The 14,150-nt window shown below is 74.1% G+C and carries 16 protein-coding genes; 4 read left to right on the forward strand and 12 right to left on the reverse strand.

Annotated features, from left to right (window positions below):
* Positions 1 to 4: 4 nt before the first annotated feature.
* The 6 genes from J3R08_RS15740 to J3R08_RS15765 all read right to left on the reverse strand — a co-directional run bounded on the left by J3R08_RS15740 (position 5) and on the right by J3R08_RS15765 (position 5,851).
* Entirely contained in the window at positions 5 to 817 is an 813-nt protein-coding gene (locus tag J3R08_RS15740) for a zf-HC2 domain-containing protein (protein ID WP_209961750.1), read from the reverse strand.
* On the reverse strand, positions 814 to 1,398 hold the full coding sequence (locus J3R08_RS15745; RefSeq protein ID WP_209961753.1) for an RNA polymerase sigma factor: 585 nt from the start codon (positions 1,396 to 1,398) through the stop codon (positions 814 to 816). Before J3R08_RS15745 ends, J3R08_RS15740 begins: the two co-directional genes overlap by 4 nt.
* Before the next feature lie 64 nt (positions 1,399 to 1,462).
* On the reverse strand, positions 1,463 to 2,629 hold the full coding sequence (locus tag J3R08_RS15750; protein ID WP_209961755.1) for an SGNH/GDSL hydrolase family protein: 1,167 nt from the start codon (positions 2,627 to 2,629) through the stop codon (positions 1,463 to 1,465).
* A 74-nt stretch (positions 2,630 to 2,703) separates the two neighbouring features.
* Entirely contained in the window at positions 2,704 to 3,543 is an 840-nt protein-coding gene (locus J3R08_RS15755; protein ID WP_209961757.1) for a sugar phosphate isomerase/epimerase, read from the reverse strand.
* Positions 3,540 to 4,703 (reverse strand): dihydrodipicolinate synthase family protein, encoded by a 1,164-nt coding sequence (locus J3R08_RS15760; RefSeq protein WP_209961759.1) that lies wholly within the window; start codon positions 4,701 to 4,703, stop codon positions 3,540 to 3,542. The genes J3R08_RS15755 and J3R08_RS15760 overlap by 4 nt, the downstream gene beginning before the upstream one ends.
* Positions 4,700 to 5,851 carry a Gfo/Idh/MocA family protein gene (locus tag J3R08_RS15765; protein WP_043324235.1) on the reverse strand — a complete coding sequence of 384 codons (1,152 nt, stop codon included), beginning with the start codon at positions 5,849 to 5,851 and terminating at the stop codon, positions 4,700 to 4,702. The genes J3R08_RS15760 and J3R08_RS15765 overlap by 4 nt, the downstream gene beginning before the upstream one ends.
* A gap of 104 nt (positions 5,852 to 5,955) precedes the next feature.
* On the opposite strand from J3R08_RS15765, the gene J3R08_RS15770 reads away from it, so the two are divergent.
* Both J3R08_RS15770 and J3R08_RS15775 read left to right on the forward strand, forming a co-directional pair.
* Positions 5,956 to 6,978 carry a LacI family DNA-binding transcriptional regulator gene (locus tag J3R08_RS15770; RefSeq protein WP_064446046.1) on the forward strand — a complete coding sequence of 341 codons (1,023 nt, stop codon included), beginning with the start codon at positions 5,956 to 5,958 and terminating at the stop codon, positions 6,976 to 6,978.
* Between the two features lie 39 nt (positions 6,979 to 7,017).
* Entirely contained in the window at positions 7,018 to 7,527 is a 510-nt protein-coding gene (locus J3R08_RS15775; protein WP_209961761.1) for a pyridoxamine 5'-phosphate oxidase family protein, read from the forward strand.
* 23 nt (positions 7,528 to 7,550) lie between these two features.
* On the opposite strand, the gene J3R08_RS15780 is transcribed toward J3R08_RS15775, so the two are convergent.
* Positions 7,551 to 8,171, reverse strand: a complete 621-nt coding sequence (locus J3R08_RS15780) for a class I SAM-dependent methyltransferase (RefSeq protein WP_209961763.1) — start codon at positions 8,169 to 8,171, stop codon at positions 7,551 to 7,553.
* 73 nt (positions 8,172 to 8,244) lie between these two features.
* Positions 8,245 to 9,186: a sugar phosphate isomerase/epimerase gene (locus J3R08_RS15785; RefSeq protein ID WP_209961765.1), complete on the reverse strand. Its 942-nt coding sequence runs from the start codon at positions 9,184 to 9,186 to the stop codon at positions 8,245 to 8,247.
* A gap of 148 nt (positions 9,187 to 9,334) precedes the next feature.
* Between J3R08_RS15785 and J3R08_RS15790 the strand changes: the two genes are divergently transcribed.
* Positions 9,335 to 9,748: an NUDIX domain-containing protein gene (locus tag J3R08_RS15790; protein ID WP_209961767.1), complete on the forward strand. Its 414-nt coding sequence runs from the start codon at positions 9,335 to 9,337 to the stop codon at positions 9,746 to 9,748.
* Here J3R08_RS15790 and J3R08_RS15795 read toward each other — a convergent pair.
* Both J3R08_RS15795 and J3R08_RS15800 read right to left on the reverse strand, forming a co-directional pair.
* Positions 9,745 to 10,641 (reverse strand): arginase family protein, encoded by an 897-nt coding sequence (locus tag J3R08_RS15795; protein ID WP_209961768.1) that lies wholly within the window; start codon positions 10,639 to 10,641, stop codon positions 9,745 to 9,747. The two genes, J3R08_RS15790 and J3R08_RS15795, sit on opposite strands and share 4 nt — an antisense overlap.
* 22 nt (positions 10,642 to 10,663) lie before the next feature.
* Positions 10,664 to 11,395: a class I SAM-dependent methyltransferase gene (locus J3R08_RS15800; RefSeq protein WP_209961770.1), complete on the reverse strand. Its 732-nt coding sequence runs from the start codon at positions 11,393 to 11,395 to the stop codon at positions 10,664 to 10,666.
* Positions 11,396 to 11,474: 79 nt separating this feature from the next.
* On the opposite strand from J3R08_RS15800, the gene J3R08_RS15805 reads away from it, so the two are divergent.
* Positions 11,475 to 11,942: a hypothetical protein gene (locus J3R08_RS15805; RefSeq protein ID WP_280841775.1), complete on the forward strand. Its 468-nt coding sequence runs from the start codon at positions 11,475 to 11,477 to the stop codon at positions 11,940 to 11,942.
* Here the strand turns inward: J3R08_RS15805 and J3R08_RS15810 are convergent.
* Entirely contained in the window at positions 11,884 to 12,315 is a 432-nt protein-coding gene (locus J3R08_RS15810) for a hypothetical protein (RefSeq protein ID WP_209961771.1), read from the reverse strand. The two genes, J3R08_RS15805 and J3R08_RS15810, sit on opposite strands and share 59 nt — an antisense overlap.
* 98 nt (positions 12,316 to 12,413) lie before the next feature.
* A complete protein-coding gene (locus J3R08_RS15815; RefSeq protein WP_209961773.1) occupies positions 12,414 to 14,099 on the reverse strand; it encodes a DUF6119 family protein in 1,686 nt (561 codons plus the stop codon).
* Positions 14,100 to 14,150 lie beyond the last annotated feature (51 nt).

Genomic DNA, 14,150 nt, shown 5'->3' on the forward strand with positions numbered 1-14,150 from the left:
GGCGTCAGCCGGCGGGCCGCCGCAGGTGTTCGGCGCGCAGCGTGGTCAGCACGGTGAGCACGACGGCGGCCGCCGCCCAGGCGGGCATGGTCGCGGGCCGGAGCAGGGCCTCGGTCGTGGCGGCGGCGCGGGCCGCGTCGGCGGCGCCGGTGAACGACATGGCCGCGACCGCTGCGAGCCAGCCGCCCCCGAGGAGCGCGGCGGCCAGCGGCACCCCGACGCGGCTGCCGAGCAGCAGCGTCGCCGCGGTGAACGTCAGGCAGGGCAGCAGCCACAGCGCGGGGTTGCGGCCGACCGCCAGCCCGGCCACCGCGAGCACGGGCGCGACCAGGAGCAGAACCGCGAGGGTACGGCGCAGCAGCAGTTCCAGCCCGGCGCGGGCGGTGCCGGCGACCACCTCCCAGTTCGGATTGGCGCGTCGGGACCAGGCCACCGCGAGCCCGGCCAGCGGCGCGACCGGCGCGAGCAGCAGCACCGTCGAGGGCTGCTCGGGGTAGTTGCGGTCCAGCAGCACCGCGGCGAGGATCGCCGTGCACGTCATCGCCGCCCAGGCCAGCAGCGACCAGTCGGTCCAGCGCAGCCACCACCGTCGCAGCGGTCGCCGGGGCACCGGTCGCGGCCCGGTGCGGGCCTGTGCCAGGATCGCCTCCCGGGCGTCGCCGAGCAGCGCCCGCAGCGGCGGCGCGGCCAGCTCGCCGAGCCGGTCGCGGCACTCGGCGCAGCCCTCCAGGTGCACCTCGATCGTCCAGGCGGCGGCGTCGTCGGGGCTGCCCGCCGCGTACGCGACCAGTGCCGGCGGGGGAACGTGAGCGGTCATGCCAGTGCCTCCCGTAGCGCGTTGCGGGCACGCCGCGCCCGGCTCTTCACGGTGCCCTCCGGCACCCCCAGCAGGACCGATGTCTCCCGGACGGTCAGTCCGTCCAGGACCATCGCGGCGAGCACCGCCCGCAGTTCCGGGGCCAGCGCGTCCAGCGCGGCTCCTACCTCCGAGCCGAACGACCCGGCGAGCGCCTCGTCCTCGGCGGCCGGCGCGCTGCGTACCGGAAGCACGTCGGTGGGCACCTCCTGGACGCGGGCGCGGCGGCGCAGCGCGTCGACCAGGCGCCGGGCCGCGATGGTCCAGATCCAGCCGGCGGCCGAACCGCCCGGCGCGTCCGATCCACCGGAGCGCCGGATGCCGGAGAACGAGCCGGCGGCCCGCCACACGGTGAGGTACGTGTCCTGGAGGACCTCGGCGACGATGCCGTCGTCCGCGCAGCGCCGCCGTAGCCGGATCGCGAGCCACGGCGACGTACGCCGGTACAGCTCGTCGAACGCGCCGAGGTCGCCGCGCGCGACCCGCCGCAGCAGCCGCTCCTCGTCCTGTTTGCTTCCTCCCACGCCTAGATGGTCGTTCACGGCCCCTCCGACGGATCACGGCGCGGCGTGACCTGGGTCACACCGCGCCGTGGGCGGGTGTCCGTCACTGCGCGGCGGCGAACGGTCCCTTCGGTCCGAACGCCAGCGCGGCGAACCGCTCGCCGATGCGGCGGTCGGCGGCCGGGTCGGGGTGCAGCTCGTCGGGCAGCGGCAGCTCCGCGTAGTCGGCCTCGCCGTACAGCTCCAGCCCGTCGAGGTAATGCAGGTTCGGGTCCGCGCCGGCCCGGAACGCCACGATCCGGGCCAGCTCGGCGCGGATGACGCGCAGCGTGAGCCGGCCGGATGCCACCTCGGCCGGGTCGCCGGTGGCCCGGAACCGCACCTTCCCGTCGACGAACTCGACAGCGCCCGGGCCGGGCGTGTCCTCCTGGATCGGGCACAGGATCGACGACACGACAAGCAGCGGCGTGTGCGGGTGCCCCTCCCGGATGGTGTCCAGGAAGCCGTGCACGGCCGGGCCGAACGCGCGCAGCCGCATCAGGTCGGCGTTCACCACGTTGATGCCGATCTTGACGCTGATCAGGTCGGCCGGGGTGTCGCGCATCGCGCGGGCGGTGAACGGATCGAGCAGCGCGCTGCCGCTGAACCCCAGGTTGACCAGCTCCACGCCGGCCAGCGTGGCGGCCACCGCCGGCCAGGTGCCGGTGGGGCTCTCCGCGTCCGAGCCGTGGCTGATCGAGCTGCCGTGGTGCAGCCACACCCGGCGGTCACCCGTGTCGGCCGGCTCGACCGGCGCGTCCGTGCGCAGCGCCACCAGCTCGGTGATCTCCCGCTGCGGCAGCCAGATCACCACCTCCTTGTCGGTGGCGGGCAGGTCGGTGAAGCGCACCGTGCCGACCGGCCCGGGCTCGATGCCGGACGTGCCGGTGGCCAGGTCGATGGTGAGCACCTTGCCGCCACCGGCGGTGGCCTGACCGGCGAGGCGGCCGTCCACGACCAGGTCGTAGCGGCCGTCCGGACGTGGCCCGGTGCCCCGGTAGACCATCTTCATCGGCAGCACGTCCAGCTCGACGGTCGTGGCGCGGGTGCGGAACACCAGCCGTACGCCCGAGGGCATCGCCTCCGCCGTCGTCAGCTGCGGGTCGATGTTCTGCGCCCGGGCCCACGCGGGCAGCCGGTGCGGCAGCACCCCGTCGGCGGTCTGTTCCAGGTCGAGCGCGCCGCGCAGCAGGTCGGAGGTGATCGGAGTGGTGAGGTGCGGGGATGCCATGATCCCGATCCTGCCCCCGGATCCGGGGGGCCGGCCACCTGATTTATCCGACAGGCCGGACTCGTGACACTGAGTCAGTCGGTGAGCACGAGATCCACGTACCGGGCGGTCATGGTGGCGAGCACCTGGTCCGGGTCGGTGGCCCACACCTCGGCGTTGAAGATCTCCACCTCGACGTCGCCCGAGTATCCGGCGGCCTCCACCGCACGGCGCAGCGGCGGGAAGTCGATGTGCCCGTCGCCCATCATGCCGCGCCCCAGCAGCACGTCGGCCGGGAGCGGGGTGAGGAAGTCGCAGATCTGGAAGCTCGCGATCCGCGTCCCGGCGCGGGCGATCTGCCGCCACACGTCCGGATCCCACCAGACGTGGAACGTGTCCACCACGACGCCGACCTGCTCGGCCGGGAACGCCTCGGCCACATCGAGGGCCTGCCCGAGCGTGGACAGCACGGCCCGGTCGGCGCAGTACATCGGGTGCAGTGGCTCCAGCGCGAGGCGTACCCCGCGCGCAGCCGCGTACGGGGCCAGCTCGGCCAGCGCGTCGGCGACCCGCTGCCGGGCGCCCGCGAGGTCACGGGAGCCGGGCGGCAGCCCGCCGACGACGAGCACCAGGCAGGCGGCGCGCAGCGCGGCGGCCTCGTCGATCGCGCGCCGGTTGTCCGCCAGGGCCGCGGCCCGTCCGGCGTCGTCGGCGGCGGTGAGGAACCCGCCCCGGCACAGCGACGACACCCGCAGCCCGGCGTCGGTGACGAGCCGCGCCGCGGCCGGTACGCCGATCTCGGCCACCGGCTCGCGCCACAGCCCGATCGCCGGGATGCCGGCGCGGACACAGCCGTCGACCGCCTGCGCCACCGACCAGCGGTGCGTGGTGCGCTGGTTGAGCGACAGCCGGGCCAGCCGGGGATCGGCGCTCATCCGGGCACGCCCGCCACGTCCAGGTACGCGCGCATCCGCTGTGCCGCCAGCTCGGGGTCGAGCAGCAGCCCGGCGGCGTCGGCCAGCCGGAACGCCTCGACCAGGTGCGGGACGCCGCGCCCGCCGTGCAGGCCGCCGACCATGGTGAAGCCGGGCTGCCGGCCGTTGAGCCAGGACAGGAACGCGATGCCGGTCTTGTAGTACGGCGTCGGCGGGGCGAACAGGTGCCGGGACAGCGGCACCGTCGGGTCGAGGATCGCCCGGAACCCGGCCCTGTCGTCCGCGTCGAGCCGGGCCAGCGCGGCCGACGCGGCCGGAGCGATCGCCGCGAACGCGCCGAGCAGCGCGTGGCTGAACAGCTTCCCGTCGCCCTCGATCAGCTCCGGGTAGTGGTAGTCGTCGCCGGTGTATACCTTCACCGTCGGCGGCAGCAGTTCCCGCAGCCGCACCTCCCGCCCGGCGTCGAGCAGCGACACCTTCACGCCGTCGACCAGGTCGGCGTGGGCGTGCACCAGCGCGGCGAACGTGGCGGCGGCCTCGTCCAGGTCGGTCGAGCCCCAGTAGCCGGACAGCGCCGGGTCGAACATGTCGCCGAGCCAGTGCAGCACCACCGGCGCGCCGGCCTCCCGCAGCACCCGCTCGTAGACGCGCAGGTAGTCCTCCGGGCCGGTGGCGAGCGCGGCGAGGTGCCGGCTGGCCATCAGCACCGGCGTGGCGCCGTACCCCTGCACGACCGCGAGCTGCTCGGCGTACGCGGCGACGACCTCGTCGAGCGTGCGCGGGACGCCGGTGAGCTGGTCGGTGCCCACCCCAGCGACGATCCGCCCGCCGCAGGAGGCGGCCTCGGCGGCGCTGCGCCGGATCAGCTCGCGGGTGGCCGTCCAGTCCAGCCCCATCCCGCGCTGCGCGGTGTCCATCGCCTCGGCCACACCGAGCCCCCAGGACCACAGGTCGCGCCGCACCGCGAGCGTCGCGTCCCAGTCCAGGCCCGCCGGGCGGCCGGGGGAGTTGTCGGCGTACGGGTCGGCGACGACGTGCGCGGCCGCGTACGCGATCCGGCTGGCCGGCTGCGCGGACGGCCGCTGCCAGGCGGCCGGTTCCCGCAGCGTGAGCCGCTCGGTGCCGCCGTCCGGCGCCGGCAGCGTGATGCGCGTGCTCACCGCGGGATCTCCTCGATCTGCACCCGCCGCCCCTCGCGGGCCGAGCGCAGCCCGGCCTCGGCCAGTTGCACGCCGCGCGCGCCGGCCAGGAAGTCCCACGGGAACGGCTCGTCGTCGACGACGTGCCGCAGGAACGCCTCCCACTGCACCTTGAACGCGTTGTCGTGCTCGCCGTTGTCCGGCACTGTCTGCCACTGCGCGCGGAACGGCTCGGTGACCGGCAGGTCCGGGTTCCACACCGGCATCGGGGTGGTGCCCCGGTGCTGGATACGGCAGTCGCGCAGCCCGGCGACAGCGCTGCCGTGCGTGCCGTCGACCTGGAACTCGACCAGCTCGTCCCGGTGCACGCGCACCGCCCAGGAGGAGTTGATCTGCGCGACGATGCCGCCGGCCAGTTCGAAGATGCCGTACGCGGCGTCGTCGGCGGTGGCGCGGTAGTGGCCGCCGTTCTCGTCGACGCGCTCGGGGATGTGCGTGGCGGTGACGGCGGTGACGGCGGTGACCGGGGCGATGATCTGCTCCAGCACGTAGTGCCAGTGCGGGAACATGTCCAGCGTGATGCCGCCGCCGTCCTCGGCGCGGTAGTTCCAGCTCGGACGTTGCGCGGCCTGCCAGTCGCCTTCGAACACCCAGTAGCCGAACTCGCCGCGCACCGACAGGATCCGGCCGAAGAAACCGCCGTCGACCAGCCGCTTGAGCTTGCGCAGGCCGGGCAGGAACAGCTTGTCCTGTACGACACCGTTGCGGACGCCCTTCGCGGCGGCGAGCCGGGCCAGCTCCAGCGAGGCGAGGAAGTCCTCGGCGAGCGGCTTCTCGGTGTAGACGTGCTTACCGGCCTCGATCGCCGCCCGGATCGCCTTCTCCCGCGCGGCGGTCACCTGGGCGTCGAAGTAGATCTGGTGGGCGTCGTCGGCGAGCGCCGCGTCCAGGTCGGTCGTGTACGCCGACAGCCCGTGCCGCTCGGCGATCTCGGCCAGGCGGCCCGCGTCGCGGCCCACGAGCGTCAGCTCGGGCCAGATCCGGCTGCCGTCGCGCGCGGGCACGCCGCCCTGGTCGCGGATGGCCAGCAGGGACCGGACGAGGTGCTGCCGGTAGCCCATCCGCCCGGTGACGCCGTTGAGGATGATCCCGACGGGTGTGCGCTCCACTGTGCCCCTCCCAGCGGTGAATGCGCTTTCAGTAAGCGCTTTCAGGGTGCTACCGTAGCCACGCCGGAACACCGGGTCAAGACGTTCCGCAGGGAGACTCATCGATGCCGCACGTGACGCTGGAAGACGTGGCCAGAGCGGCCGACGTCTCACTGGCCACCGCCTCCCGGGCGCTCAACGGGCGGCGGGTCACCCCGCACCTGCACGACCGCGTCCTGGCCGCCGCCGCGCGGCTCGCGTACACCCCGAACGCCCACGCCCGCGCGCTGGCCGGCGCGTCGCACCGCAGCGTCGGCGTGATCTGCCACGACGTCACCGACCCCTACTTCGCCGCCGTCGCCGGCGGCGTCATGCGGGTCGCCGCCGACAACGACCTGCTGGTCATGCTCGCCAGCACGTTCCGCGACCCGGAACGCGAGATCGCGTACGTGTCGATGCTGCGCGCCGAACGCGCCCCGGCCATCCTGCTCATCGGCTCCGGCTTCGAGGACCCGCGCTGGGATCGCGCGCTGGCCGCCGAGCTGACGCCCTACCTCGACGGCGGCGGCCGGGTCGCCGTGGTCAGCCGGCACCGCAACCTGAAGGTCGACAGCGTCCTGCCGGAGAACCGGGCCGGGGCCGCCGCGCTGGCCCGCGCGCTGCTCGGCCTCGGGCACCGCCGCTTCGCCGTGCTCTCCGGCCCGTCCGAGCTCACCACCGTCGCCGACCGGTTCGGCGGGTTCCGCGACGAGCTGGCCGCCGCCGGCGTGACGCTGTCCCCGGCGGCGGTGGCCGAGGCGGAGTTCACCCGTGACGGCGGCTACCAGGCGATGACCGAGCTGCTCGGCCGTGGCCTCGACGCCACCTGCGTGTTCGCGCTCACCGACGTGATGGCCGTCGGCGCGTACGCGGCGCTGCGCGACCACGGGCTGTCCGTGCCCGGCGACATCTCGGTGGCCGGCTTCGACGACATCCCGATCGTCCGCGACCTCACCCCACCGCTGACCACAGTGGCGCTGCCGCTGCGCCAGCTCGGCGAGAAGGCGATGGAGCTGGCGCTCACCGAGAACCCGGGCCGCCGCCGGCGGATCACCCGCCTGCCCGCAGAGGTGGTGCTGCGGGCCAGCACCGCGCCGGCCCGCGCCTGAACCCGGCCGGTAGGGTGCCGTCATGATCGAGGACGCCCCGTGCCGCTGACGAACCCCTGGCTGACCGGGCCGGCGCCGACGAGGAAGCTGGACCGGGACCGCCTCGCCGAACGCATCCTCAACCTGCTGTCGTCGCAGAACATGTGCGTGCTCGCCACAGTCGGGCCGGACGGCCCGCTGGCCACGCCGGTGCGCTACTACCCGCTGGGCTTCACGCTGATGTTCACCGCCGCGCCGCGCTCGCCGAAGATGCGCAACATCGCCGCCGACCCGCGCGTGTCGGTAGGCGTCTTCGCGCCGCTGGTCGGCCTGGCCAGCAGCCGCGGCGCGCAGGTGTTCGGCACCGCCCGGGTGCTCGGCCCGGAGCATCCGGACCGGGCCCACCACTGGGCCGCGTTCCGCTGGGAGAGCGAACACGCCGAGCGCGGCCGGTCACTGGCCGAGCCGCCCGAGGACCCGCTCGTCGTGATCGAGGCCGACCGGATCGTCTACACCGAACACTGGCTGCGCCGCGAGGGCTACGCCCCACGTCAGCACTGGCACCGCTGACTCCGCCCGCCGGACCGGTCCCGCTACGGACCGACGGGGGAGCGGGTGGCGCGCAGCAGATTGCCGGCCAGCCGCAGGTCCGCGCCCTCGACCCGGGCCAGCACGTCGATCCGCTCCACCGTGACAGGTGACCACAGTGGCTCCGGGAACGCCGCGCGCAGGGCGTCGGCGTCCAGACCCCAGCCCTGGCCCGCCTCCGGCGACACCGCCAGCACGAACACCGCCCCGCCGGGCGCGGTCAGGCGCGGCAGCAGCGCCAGGTAGTCGCGTACGGCGGCGCCCCGCCGGTCCAGCGAGTGCAGCAGCCCGGAGTCGAACACCGAGTCGTACGGCACCGGCGGCACCGGGATCGCCGTGGCGTCGCACACCTCGAAACGCGCCGGCAGTCCCGCCGCGGCGGCCTTGGACCGGGCCTGGCCGATCGCCACCGGCGAGATGTCGACGCCTGTCACGTCGAGGCCGCGGCGGGCCAGCGCGAGCGCCAACTCCCCGGTGCCGCAGCCGACGTCGAGCACGCGCGGCCCGCGTACCCCGGTGTCGAGGACCGCGGCGAGCGCCGGCTGCGGACCGCCGATCTCCCACGGCGGCCGTTCGGTGTCCCGGTAGAGGCGGTCGTAGTGGACGTCGTCCGGCTCGTCGGTCATCGCGTACCCCCTCGGTCGGCGCGGCCACCCCCGAGCGTGTCACGCCCGGCGGCCGTCCGTGCCCCGCCGGGGGTCAGAACCGCAGGCGGCGCAGGTAGCGGTAGCCGACCTCAGCGGTCCGTTGCGGCGTCACGTCCGGCGTGTCGTTCTCCACGATGTACTCCAGCACCTGGTGCCCACGGAAGATCCGGGCGAAGTCGATCATCCCGGTGCCCAGGTCGGCCATGTCGCCGGTGGCCGGGTCGCGGTCCTTGACGTGGTACTGCAGGACCCGCTGCGGCGCCGAGCGGATCACGTCGAGCGTGAAGCCCTCCGGGTCGGCGACGCCCTCGCCGGAGGTGATGCCGCCGGTGACCGCCCAGTAGATGTCGATCTCCAGGTGCACCAGTCGCGGGTCGAGTTCCTCGGTCAGCACGTCCCACGGCCGCCGGCCGTTGCCGAAGTCGATGGTGAACTCGTGCGCGTGGTTGTGGTAGCCGTACCGCAGGCCCGCCTTGCGCGCCGCGGCGGCCTCGACGTTCATCTGCTCCGCCCAGCGCTTCCAGTCGTCCTCGCGGTCGGAGTTCAGGTACGGCACCACCATGAACCGCTGGCCCAGCGTACGGGCGTTCGCGATCTTCTGGTCCAGCGCGGCGGCGTCGGCGGCGATGCCGTCGTGGCTGGAGCTGGCCTTGATGCCGATGCCGTCCAGGAAGCGGCGCAACTCCCGGGCGGTACGGCCGAAGTAGCCGAGCGCCAGCTCGACCCGGGGGTAGCCGATGCGGGCCAGGTGCGCCAGCGTCGCGTCGTAGCCGGGGGAGCCGTTGAGCGCGTCGCGGACCGTCCAGAGCTGGAGGCTGATCAACTCCTTCGGCACCGGGCGCCGGCCGTGGTGGTGTCCGCCGGCCTGGGCGGCCGTCGCGCCGAGCCCGGTGGCGAGCCCGATCCCGGCGAGCGCCGCCAGGGAGCCGCGCAGCAGGCCACGCCGGTCAAGTGACTGTTGCAGCGCGGCGTGTCCGTCATGTCCGTAGCACATGGTCGCACTCCTTCGTCGCCTGTGCGCTGACGCTACAAAAGCTATGTCGATATGTCTATGGCTTTTGGTGCTCTGAATCGAACTTTCGGTCGATGCTGCAGAAAGTGGGGGGCTGCGTGTCGCCGGTGCCGCGTGGCAGGCTCGGGGAGTGGCCGCATACGACGTCGCCCTCGTCCTGCTCGTCGACCGGACCGGCGCGATCCTCATGCAGCACCGCGACGGCAACGCGCCGGTGTCTCCGTACCAGTGGAGCCTGCCCGGTGGCGGCATCGAACCCGGCGAGACACCGGAGCAGGCCGCCCGGCGCGAGCTACTGGAGGAGACCGGGCTGACCGCCGGGGAGCTGCACCTGCTGTGGAGCGGTCCCCGCCCGCACGAGGACGGCTTTGCCCACACGGTCACCGTGTACGTCTTCCGTGGCACCACCGACGCGCGCCAGGAGGACGTGGTGCTCGGCGAGGGACAGGCGATGGTCTTCGTGCCCCGCGACGAGGTGCTCGACCGCGACCTGGCGGTGAGCGCGGCGAAGGTGCTGCCGCTGCACCTCGCGGAGACCGCCTAACGCCCGGTCAGCGCCCCGGCCAGCACGCCGGCGAACCGGGGGAGCAGCTCGTCGTCCGGCAGATGGTGCGGGTTGATCTCGGTGACCGACAACCCGGCGAACTTCGGGCTCGCCACCAGCTCCGCCAGCGTCGCCGCCGCCTCGCCCAGGCTCAGCCCGGACGGCTCCGGCACGTCCGCCAGCGGCGCGTCCACGAAACGCAGCACGTCCACGTCGAAGTGCACCACGAACGTCTCGGCCGCGCCCTCGGCCACCGCCCGGGCCCGGCGCGCCGCCGCCCGCGCGTCGGCGTGCACCTCGTCGGCGGGCACGTACGCCAGCCCCAGTTCCGCCACCAGATCCCGCTCGTGGTCACCCCGGGGCAGCGAGTCCCCGTACACCACCACCCGCTGCGGGGACAGCAGCGGTGCCACCGGCCCGACGCCCGCCACCTCGGGCAGTGTCCCCGGCAGGCCCAGCATGTGGGCCAGCCCCATCGCATCCAGGTTGCCGTTCGCGCGGGTCTCCGGCGTGTAGAGATCCGGGCCGCCGTCCACGTACACCAGCGCGGGCGACAGCCCGGCCCGCGCGCACCCGGCGACCAGGCCGACAGTCACGGTGCAGTCGCCGCCGAGCACCAGCGGCACGCGGCCCCGGCCCAGCGCGCCCGCGACCCGGTCGGCCACCGCCGACGCGACGGCGGCCACCGCGCCCGCGTTCTGCCCCCTCGGGTACGCCGGATCGGGCCGCCACCGGAAGCCCGGCACGTCACCGCAGTCCTCGGCGTCCGCCCCGTCGCGCAGCAGGTCGAGCAGGCCGGCGGCGCGCAGGGCGGCCGGGGCGCGCTCGACACCCGGGGTGTGCGCGCCGGCGCTCGACGGCGCGCCGACGACCGTCCACTGACGATGATCCATCGCTCCACCCTAACCGCGTGTTTCAGCGCAGCACGAGCAGATCGAGGGCGTCGACGACCGGACCGTCGACCGTCCTTGCTGCCTCGCGTAGCCGCTGGATGCCGGCGGCGTACTCCGCATCGGTGATGAGCTGAAGCGGCGTGTGCGCCTCCCGGCGCAGGCCGGCCGCCGCCTCCCGCAGCGAGGGTGCGGTGACCTGCGGGACCGCCTCGACCGCCGCGGTGGCGAAGCCGGCGGCGGCGAAGGCGGCCCCGACGTCGGCGATGCTCGGGTACGTGTCCAGCACGCGGACCGCCTCCGGGAAGTAGTCGAACAGCGTGATCGCCTCGTGCCTACCGGCGAACGCGGACCGGATGAGCACCGGGGCGCCGGGACGCAGCACCCGGCGCAGCTCGCGTGCCGTCGCGGCCAGGTCGGGCACGTGGTGGATGACCGTGGACAGCCAGGCGCCGTCGACACTGCCGCCGGCCAGAGGGAGGTGCCCGGCGTCGCCTGCGACGAGCGGCGCGAACACACAGCGGGCGCGCATCGCCGCCGACGGCTCGACGGCGACCACCTCGACGCCGGGAAACCAGTCGATGAACGCGCGTGCCCAGCTACCCGTCCCGGCACCCAGGTCGAGCAGTCGCATCCCGGAGCGCGGGGTGAGATGCCGGGCGACGGCGGCCCGCCAGGCCGTGAGACCGTCGTCGGTGAGGTGCCGGGTCTCGGCGAACGCCTCGGCGTCAGCGTCGTGGTACGCAATGCGGGCCATACTCGACAGCCAACTCCCCGGCGGGCCGCCGAGGCAAGACACTGTGACGGATCGGGCTCGGCTTCGGAGAGGGGCAGGGGTGCGATATCGGATCCACTTCGAGGCCGAGCTGCCGGCGGACGCCCTCCGCCGGTTCCTGCTGACGGAGTACGGCGTCGCGCCGGAGAGCGTGTACGTCGGTCGGGTCGAGGACCGCGCCGTGGACGATCCGCGCCCGGTGGCGATGCTGACGCCGCCCGACGCGGACGAGGGATTCGGCTGGATCCTCACCGGCGATACCGAACTGGCCGCCGCCACCGACCACGGCGAGCGTGAACTCGCGGTCACCCTCGCCCGCGAGTTCGGCGTACGGGCGCTCGTCGACGACGGCGGCATCCACCCCGACCGGTGGCTGCTGGTCAGCACCGACGGCAGCAGCGGCCGGGTGCTGACCGACTCCGACGCCGCCGCCGACGGGGACCTGCGGATGGTGCACGCGCTCGAACCGATCAGCGGGGAGCCGCAGCTCGCCGTCGTACCGCCGCCGGACTGGGCCCGCGACTGGTGACCTGGCGGGTCCACCGTCCGGTCGCGTACCCGCTGCCACCCGTGCGGCGCCCCCGCCTGGTGCCGGTCGCGGCGACGACTGGCGTGGGCCTCGCCGTCCACCGGACGGGCAGGCCGTGGCCGGGTGACGGATCGGGTTGCGGGGGACGGATGGTGCCATGTTCCTCGGCGAGCCGGACGGCGTTGTCGAGGAGTTGCCCGGCCGAGGCGAGCCGGCCGTAGTGAGCCGCGGCGAGCGCGAGCGTGACCGCGTCGCCGACGCGCCGGCACGGCGGGCAGGCGATGTGGACGACGCACCGGCGAAGCGGAAGCGCGCGCTCGTGCAGGGCAGCGGGGAGCAGGCTCAGGGCGTGGCGGAACTCGTCGGGTCGCATCGTTCCTCCTGGGTGGTCGATGGCGCGGCGGCAGGCAGGGGTGACCGGCCCGGCGGGTGCGCGGAGCGCCGGGCGGTCGGATCCGGAAGCGGTGCCGGTCAGGCGGGTGGGATGGCAACGACCTCGACGTCGACGCCCTCCGTGCGCAGCGTCTTCACCGCCTGGTAGAGCGCTACCTGCGCGAACGTGAACAGCGAGTCCACGGTGACGGTGCGGCCGGCACTCAGGGCGATGGCATAGACCATCGTGCGCGGGCGGAAGTCCTCGGGCAGGTCCGGCCCGCCCGGCTGCGCGCGCACCAGGTCGCGGAACCGGTTACGCGCCTGGTTGTCGTAGCGCAACGCGTCGAACGACGTGACGCCCTGCGCGAAGAGGTGACTGAGCGGCGAGCTGCCCGATGCCCGCTTGACGTGGATCAGCTCACCGTTCGGCCCGAGCAGGTCGCACGCCTCGATCCCCCGGGGATGCTGCCGGGTGCGGAGGAGCTTCTTGTCCAGCAGCACCAGGCCCGGGTGCTTCTCGGCGGCCTCGCGGTTGTAGCAGTCCTCGTTCGCCAGCTCCTCTGTCCACGGCGGCAACACGACGCTGGCCGGCCGGTTCAGGATGCGGGTCACCTCCTGGCGCAGGAACTCGCGGTGGCGGTCGCCGATCTCGTACCACTGCCCCTCGTGCAGCAGCATGTGGCTGCCGCCGACGGCGACCTCGGCGGTGATCCACCGGGACACCGGCGTCGATGCCATCTCCTCGGTACCGGCGGCGTCGGCGTAGAGCGTCAGCGTGCCATTGCGCAGCCCGGTCCACCGGTCACCGTCGAGGGCGTGGACGGTGTGCGACAGGACGGTCGACAGGTCCAGGTCCGTGGTCAGGATCGGGCGTCGCCCGGACCGGGGCACGCGAACCCGGTACGAACCGACGTGCTCGACGTCGGCCACCAGGCTGCCCGGCACCGCCACGCCGAGATCCGGAGGGTCGGGCAGGCCCAGCCGCCGGTCGAGAACCTCGGTCAGCGCCGCTTGCCGGGGGTCGTTGGAGCGCAGAGGCCGGATCTGCTCGATGAACTCCAGGTCGGCGAGCGGCGACTCCTGCCGGCACACCCGGTCGATCTCCCGCAGATCGGCGAGCAGCCGCTCGGGGGAGACGCCGAGAGGGATGCGCAGCGCGTCGCTGCCTTCGACCCTCACCGCAGCGCGCGCACCCTGGCACGCGGTCAGGTTCGGGTTGTTGACGCGGCCGCACACCTGGCCGACGATCTCTCCCCACTTGTCGATGCCGTACCTCCAGATGGGCTGGCCACCCGGAACCATGCTGCGGTCCACCCGGCCGCTGGCACCCACCACCCGGCGGCGAACCTGGCGGATGTCAGCGGGCTGAAGCGTCCGCACGGCGAAGGAGACGCCGAACGTCGGGTCCACCTTCTCCGGCTCGATCATGAACCGGCCCAGGGTGCCGAAGGTCAGGGCGTATGCCCGGTCGTCCACCGCCAGCAGCAGGGCGCCGCCGCCGCTGCTGTAGCCGATGGTCACGTCCGCCCCGACCAGGCCGGACAGGACGCCGCACCACTCGGCCCGGTCGCGGGGCGCGCTGCCGTGCACCAGCAGCGCCGGTGCGTCGAGGACCCGGTGCGGGGTGGGCTCGAAGCCGTGCCGCCGCAGGTAGCCCAGGTTGAGCGCGGCGCATAGGCCGTCGTCGGTGGCCGGAACGGTGAGCCGGTAGACAGTCGTCGGGTAGGTGCCGGGCGGCGACTGGCGGTCGCGGCCGTCGTCCGGGTTGTTCGCACTGCGCATGTCGATCTCCTCGCGTAGAGAATCGGGCTGGCGGTGGTGCGGTGGGATAGC

The organism is Micromonospora sp. HB375, from assembly GCF_017872985.1.
GTDB classification, from domain to species: Bacteria; Actinomycetota; Actinomycetes; order Mycobacteriales; family Micromonosporaceae; genus Micromonospora; species Micromonospora chalcea.

Coding starts and splice junctions, on each gene's coding strand:
- J3R08_RS15780 (WP_209961763.1), bottom strand. CDS start 8,171: ATGACCGACGAGCCGGACGACGTCCACTACGACCGCCTCTACCGGGAC.
- J3R08_RS15815 (WP_209961773.1), bottom strand. CDS start 14,099: ATGCGCAGTGCGAACAACCCGGACGACGGCCGCGACCGCCAGTCGCCG.
- J3R08_RS15750 (WP_209961755.1), bottom strand. CDS start 2,629: ATGGCATCCCCGCACCTCACCACTCCGATCACCTCCGACCTGCTGCGC.
- J3R08_RS15740 (WP_209961750.1), bottom strand. CDS start 817: ATGACCGCTCACGTTCCCCCGCCGGCACTGGTCGCGTACGCGGCGGGC.
- J3R08_RS15785 (WP_209961765.1), bottom strand. CDS start 9,186: ATGTGCTACGGACATGACGGACACGCCGCGCTGCAACAGTCACTTGAC.
- J3R08_RS15755 (WP_209961757.1), bottom strand. CDS start 3,543: ATGAGCGCCGATCCCCGGCTGGCCCGGCTGTCGCTCAACCAGCGCACC.
- J3R08_RS15770 (WP_064446046.1), top strand. CDS start 5,956: ATGCCGCACGTGACGCTGGAAGACGTGGCCAGAGCGGCCGACGTCTCA.
- J3R08_RS15795 (WP_209961768.1), bottom strand. CDS start 10,641: ATGGATCATCGTCAGTGGACGGTCGTCGGCGCGCCGTCGAGCGCCGGC.
- J3R08_RS15810 (WP_209961771.1), bottom strand. CDS start 12,315: ATGCGACCCGACGAGTTCCGCCACGCCCTGAGCCTGCTCCCCGCTGCC.
- J3R08_RS15800 (WP_209961770.1), bottom strand. CDS start 11,395: ATGGCCCGCATTGCGTACCACGACGCTGACGCCGAGGCGTTCGCCGAG.